This is a genomic window from Gordonia sp. (in: high G+C Gram-positive bacteria), assembly GCF_012515855.1.
Classification (GTDB): domain Bacteria; phylum Actinomycetota; class Actinomycetes; order Mycobacteriales; family Mycobacteriaceae; genus Gordonia.
Map to the genome: position 1 here is coordinate 1 of NZ_JAAYXO010000183.1, position 4,926 is coordinate 4,926.

Annotated in this window: 3 protein-coding genes and 1 pseudogene; 2 read left to right on the plus strand and 2 right to left on the minus strand. The window is 69.5% G+C overall.

The genetic code is table 11. The features are described from left to right. On the plus strand, nucleotides 1-547 hold a 547-nt coding region (locus GX543_RS13080; RefSeq protein WP_290852428.1), incomplete at its 5' end, for a sigma-70 family RNA polymerase sigma factor. 81 nt (nucleotides 548-628) lie between these two features. Here GX543_RS13080 and GX543_RS13085 read toward each other — a convergent pair. Both GX543_RS13085 and GX543_RS13090 read right to left on the minus strand, forming a co-directional pair. Next, on the minus strand, nucleotides 629-3,391 hold the full coding sequence (locus GX543_RS13085; protein WP_105942235.1) for a bifunctional GNAT family N-acetyltransferase/acetate--CoA ligase family protein: 2,763 nt from the start codon (nucleotides 3,389-3,391) through the stop codon (nucleotides 629-631). Further along, nucleotides 3,384-4,628 (minus strand): acetoin utilization protein AcuC, encoded by a 1,245-nt coding sequence (locus tag GX543_RS13090; RefSeq protein ID WP_105942234.1) that lies wholly within the window; start codon nucleotides 4,626-4,628, stop codon nucleotides 3,384-3,386. The genes GX543_RS13085 and GX543_RS13090 overlap by 8 nt, the downstream gene beginning before the upstream one ends. A gap of 143 nt (nucleotides 4,629-4,771) precedes the next feature. On the opposite strand from GX543_RS13090, the pseudogene GX543_RS13095 reads away from it, so the two are divergent. Then, a pseudogene (locus GX543_RS13095) lies at nucleotides 4,772-4,926 on the plus strand (dihydrofolate reductase); the annotation flags it as partial.

Consider the following 4,926-nt stretch of genomic DNA (forward strand, 5'->3'; position numbering starts at 1 on the left):
CACCTGGTGGATCCGCCAGGCGATCAGCCGCGGCATGGCCGACCAGAGCCGCACCATCCGTCTTCCCGTCCACCTGGTGGAACAGGTGAACAAGATCGCCCGGATCCGCCGCGAGTTGCACCAGCAGCTCGGTCGCGAGGCGACCGACGACGAGTTGGCCGCCGAGACCGGCATCCCGGCCGAGAAGATCGCCGACCTCATGGATCACAGCCGCGATCCGGTGAGCCTGGACATGCCGGTCGGCGCCGACGAGGAGGCGCCGCTGGGCGACTTCATCGAAGACAGCGAAGCCACCTCCGCCGAGAACGTCGTGATCTCCAGCCTGCTGCACTCGGACATCCGCAAGGTCCTGAGCACGCTGGACGAGCGGGAACGCCAGGTGATCACCCTGCGCTTCGGCCTCGACGACGGTCAGCCGCGCACCCTGGACCAGATCGGCCGCACCTTCGGACTGTCGCGCGAACGAGTCCGTCAGATCGAGCGCGAGGTGATGGGCAAGCTGCGTCAGGGCGACCGCGCCGACAAACTCCGCGCGTACGCCAGCTGACCGCCGCCGCGATCGCCGCAGACACGAGGTCCCCGCTCTCCGCCGGAGAGCGGGGACCTCGTCGTCGAGCGTCGTCGGCGGTCAGCGCAAGCGACGCGGACCCGTGTCGGCCAGCGCCGGTACCGGGCCGATGGTGATCTGAGCAGCCAGTACCTCCGTGCCGCCGTCCGACGACAGGATCGGGTCCAGGTTGACCCCGCGGATCTCCGGGACCTCCTCGACCAGTGCCGATACGCGCAGCACCATGTCGATGAGCGCCTCCACGTCAGCGGGCGGCTCACCCGCCCCGCCGGCCAGCATCTGCGCCGACCGGGGTTCGGCGAGCAGGTCGCGGGCGTCGTCGACGGTGAGCGGGACCGCACGATAGCTGCGATCTCCGAGCGACTCGAAGAGCCTGCCGGACAGCCCGAAGGAGATCACCGACCCGTAGGAGCTGTCCTCGGTGGCCCGGATACACACCCCGAGGCCCTTGGCCGCCATGCGCTGGACCTGCAGCGTCGTCTCCCCGGTCAGCTGCTGCAACTCGGCGAAGGCGGTGATCACCGCCGTCGCGTCACCGAGATCCAGCCGGGCGCCTTCGCGGTCCAGCCGACCGACCCAGTCGCGCCCGGTGGCTTTGACGGCGACCGGAAAGCCGAGTTCACGGGCAGCAGACGAGGCCTCGTGCAGCGTCGACGCCTCACGGAACTCGACCACGTCGATGCCGTACCAGGCCAGCACCGTGGCCGCTTCCACGGAGGTGAGTTCACGAGCCCCCTCGCCGATCAGCTCGCGCACATAGCTGCGCGCGTGTTCAGTCGAGATCCCCTCCAGCAACACCTCTTCGGCGTCGGGCCGGGTACGCCAGCGGGCATACCGCCAACTCAGCGCTAGGGCGCCGGCGGCGCGCTCGGGAGTCGGGTACGACGGAATCGAGCCGCGCGTGGGCATCCCGGACTCGCCCGGGATCGACAATCCCTCCGGGATGCCCTCGACCGCCAGAAAGGTGGTCACGATCGGCTTGCCGGCCGACTCGACGCTTCCGGTGACCGCCCCCATCAGCGCCCGTGAATAGCCGTCGGCGTCGACGGCGACCGGCGGCACGAAGACCACGATCACCGCGTCGACCCCGGGATCGTCGACGGCGGTCGAGACCGCCTGGGCGAGATCCTCTTCGGTCACGCCAGGCCCCAAGTCCACCTGCAGCACCACGTCCAGGCCGGAGCTCCGCGCGGTGTTCGCCGCGAGTGCGGCGATCACCGACGAGTTGCCGATGATCGCGGTGCGCGGACCGACCGGCAACGGCTGATACGCCAGGACGGTGGCCGCGTCGAAGAGGTCGGACAGCGTGTCGACCTGGAGCACCCCGGCCTGCGCCAGCACCATCTGGGCGATGCGGTCGTCGACGGCGCCGAACCGCTCGCCCTGCTCCCCGACCCTGGTCATGGCGCCGCGGCCGGACTTGATCGCGATCACCGGCTTGTTGCGCGTCACCCGGCGGGCGATCCGGCCGAACTTGCGCGGATTGCCGAAGTTCTCCAGGTAGAGCAGCACGACGTCGGTCGAATCGTCGGAGTCCCAATACTGCAGCAGGTCGTTGCCCGAGACGTCGGCGCGGTTGCCGGCCGAGACGAACGTCGACAGGCCGAGGTTGCGTTGCGCTGCAGTGGCCAGGATAGCGATGCCCAGGGCGCCCGACTGGCAGAAGAAGCCGACGCGCCCGGGACCCGGGATCCGCGGTGCCAGAGTGGCGTTGAGCCGGACGTCCGGGTCGTTGTTCACGACGCCGAGCGCGTTCGGCCCGACCAGCCGCATCCCGTGCGCGCGCACCTGCTGCAGCAGCGCACGCTCGGTCTGCAGGCCTTCGGCACCGAGTTCGCCGAAGCCGGACGAGACCACGACCAGGGTCTTGACGCCCTTGGCCAGACAGTCGTCGAGCACGTCGGTCATCCCGGACGCCGGCACGGCCACCACCGCCAGGTCGACCGGATCGGGGATGTCCATCACACGCTCATACGCACGGATCCCGTTGACCGAGCGGGCCTGCCCGACCGGATAGACCGGTCCGGTCGATCCACCCGCGATCAGGTTGCTGAGCAAGACGTGACCGACCTTCCTCGGGTCCACCGAGGCGCCGATGACCGCCACCGAGCGCGGCCGGAGCAGGTTGGCGATGCTGCGTGCCTCCGACGCCCGTTCGCGCGCGTTCCGCACCGAGGTCAGCGCATCGGTGGGGTCGATCTCGAACTCCACATGGACCGTGGAGCCGTCGAAGGCCCGGCTCACCTGGTAGCCCGCATCCTTGAACACCGCGACCATGTTCGGGTTCTCCGACAGGACCTCGGCCTCGAACTTGGTGAACCCGTTCTCAGCGGCCGCTCCGGCCAGGTGCTCGAGCAGGATCGGGCCCAGTCCGCGGCCCTGGTGCGCATCGGCGACGACGAAGGCCACTTCGGCCGAGCCCGGCTTGCCGCTCGCCTCCAGCCCTTCGTACAGCCCCATCGCGATGACGTCGTCGCCCAGCCACGCGAGGAACGCCACCCGATTGCGATAGTCGACGGTCGTCATGCGCACCACCTCGCGCGCCGGCAACGTCGGCGTCGGGCCGAAGTAGCGCAGATACCGGGTGCGCTCAGAGAGTCCTTCGTGGAAGCGCACCAGGGCATCGGCGTCGGCGGGAGTGATCGGCCGAAGGTGGACCACACCGCCGTCGGAGGCCAGCACGTCGGCGGCCCAGTGCCGCGGGAACCTGTCAGCGCCGGGCTCGCGGGCTCCCTCGCCGGTGCCACCCCGATCGGCGTGGTCGGCCTGCTCGCCGGCCGGGTCGGTCGCGTCCGCGGCGTCAGGAGTGGGAGCGTCAGTCACGAGGGTCCTCCGGGTCGAGTCCGTGCAGGGGGAAGGCCGCGCGCCTGGTGGCCAGAATCGCGCGGTCGGTCTGTTGCTGAGCGGCATCGGGGATGCCGGCCGGCGGCGGCGCCCCCGCGTCCCCGTCCCAGGGCACGTAGCCGACGTCGCCGTTGTCTCCCATCATGCCCACCGGCGGACGTGCGTAGTCGGGGTGGACCTTGCCCGCCAGGTCGACGGCGGTCTCCATCCACTCCGCACCGACCGGCGTCCGGGTGTCGACGTCGCGGTCGAGGGCCGTCGCGATCAGATGGGTCCAGGCCCGCGGAACCACGTTGATGACGCCGTAGCCGCCTCCGCCGACCGCGATCCACCGTCCCTCGCAGTACTTGTCGGCGAGGTCGCGCAGAGCGCGCATCGCCGCGGCCTGGCCGTCGACGGTCAGGGCCAGGTCGGTCAGCGGATCTGCGCGGTGGCTGTCGACGCCGATCTGCGTGAGGAGGATCTGTGGTTTGTACGCGGCGATCATCGAGGGGACGACCGCGTGAAAGGCTCTGAGCCACAGTCGGTCTTCGATTCCCGGCATCAATGCGACGTTGACGGCGGTCCCCGCTGCGCGGTCGGAGCCGACCTCGGTGGGCCAGCCGGTGCCCGGCCAGAGTGTCGCCGGGTGCTGGTGCAGCGAGATGGTCATCACCCGCGGATCGTTCTCGAACTGCACCTGAACGCCGTCCCCGTGGTGCGCATCGATGTCGACGTAGGCGATGCGGTCGTAGCCCTGTGCCAGCAGCCACTCGATCGCGATCGAGGCATCGTTGTAGATGCAGAAACCCGCAGCGTGACCAGCCATCGCGTGGTGCATGCCGCCCCCGATGTTGACCGCGCGCTGCACGGCCCCCGAGTGCACCGCCTGCGCGGCCGCGAGAGTCCCGCCCACCAGCATCGAGCCCGCCTCGTGCATGTTGTCGAAGACCGGATTGTCCTCGCTCCCGAGCCCGAAGAGCCGCTCCAGCATCGGGCCGCTCAGGGACGCCATTCCGGAGCCGACAGCACGAACGGCGTCGATGTAGCCCTGGGTGTGCACAGTCCGGAGCGTCTCGTCGTCCACCGGCAGCGGCGCGACGGTGTCGACACCGTCCAGCACACCCAGGCTGCGGGCCAGGTCCATCGTCAGAGCCAGGCGGATCGGACTCATCGGGTGCGTGTACGCCCACTTGTAGTCGAGGAACTCGTCACTCCAGATGATCGCCGTATTCACTGCTGCTCCACTTCGCACGTCACACCTGCACGCTAGTGTCTCGTGCCGCAAGATTCTCGTGAAAGCTCCGGCGCGCGACACACGTGCCTCGGTGGTCACTGCATCCGGGTAACCTGAACTGTGGCGAAAGGACTGAGGCACTCGTGAACGATCTGGTCGACACCACCGAGATGTACTTGCGCACGATCTACGACCTCGAAGAGGAGGGAATCGTCCCGCTGCGCGCGCGCATCGCGGAGCGGCTCGAGCAGAGCGGACCGACCGTCTCGCAGACCGTGGCCCGGATGGAGCGCGACGG